This window comes from Lacticaseibacillus manihotivorans DSM 13343 = JCM 12514, assembly GCF_001435035.1.
Lineage (GTDB): Bacteria > Bacillota > Bacilli > Lactobacillales > Lactobacillaceae > Lacticaseibacillus > Lacticaseibacillus manihotivorans.
Genome location: NZ_AZEU01000287.1, coordinates 1 through 925 on the forward strand (window position 1 = coordinate 1; position 925 = coordinate 925).

General features: G+C 45.8%; 1 protein-coding gene. It reads left to right on the forward strand.

Annotated features, from left to right (window positions below; genetic code table 11):
- Positions 1-79: 79 nt before the first annotated feature.
- Positions 80-925 (forward strand): IS30 family transposase (locus tag FD01_RS13940; RefSeq protein ID WP_235802970.1); only part of this gene is annotated, 846 nt, incomplete at its 3' end.

The following is a 925-nucleotide window of genomic DNA, read 5'->3' on the forward strand; positions in this document are numbered from 1 at the left end:
ACTAAGAAAAAAGACTGACCCACTAGGAGACAGCGTAGAATGTTGTTTGTCGAGAACATCATCATACGGAGGTTTCCTAATGAGCCATTACAATCAGCTTACAGCTATTGAACGCGGTCGTATAGAGTCTTTTATCCAACTTGGACTATCTTTTCATGAAATAGCGACGCGCTTAAATCGCAGTGTTAGCACAATCTCTAGAGAAGCTCATCGCTGTAACAAGGAATACAAGGCTTTAGCGGCACAGAAAGATTACCTCAAGAAGCGTAAGGCATGTCGCCGCCCGCGTATTTTCGAGAACGCTGAATTGCGAAGTGCTGTTATTAGTGCCATCCTAGACAATCATTGGTCGCCTGAACAAATCGTCGGAAACTACCAACGTACTGAAGGCTCAAGCCCGTTCAGCTTCATCACAATCTATCGCGAAATATACCGAAATAACCTTGGTATGCCAAGAAGTCATGGTGCGAGAGGCATCGCGCGTAAATTGCGTCACCGAGGTAAAACAAGACATAAGAAAGGCTATATCGAGAAACGAGGAAAGATCCCGATTTCACACAAGCTGGTTGAGAGGCCGTCAGCGGCCAACATGCGTACTCGACTCGGTGACTGGGAGCTTGATACTGTCGTTGGCCGAGACGGCGGCGACGTTCTGGTCACTATGATTGATCGACGCAGCCGCTTGTTATTAGCACAAAGAGCCACAGGTAGGAAGGCTTTGCCTGTACTTGAAACGTTGAAAGCAATGTTCGCAAAGATTCCACATGAAATTCTTCATACAGTCACCCCTGATCGAGGAAGAGAATTTGGACGACATGGAGAACTCACAGATGAGTATCAAGTAGAGTTCTATTTTCCAAATCCTCACGCTCCTTGGGCCAGAGGAAGTAACGAAAATACAAATGGATTGATCAGGGAATATATT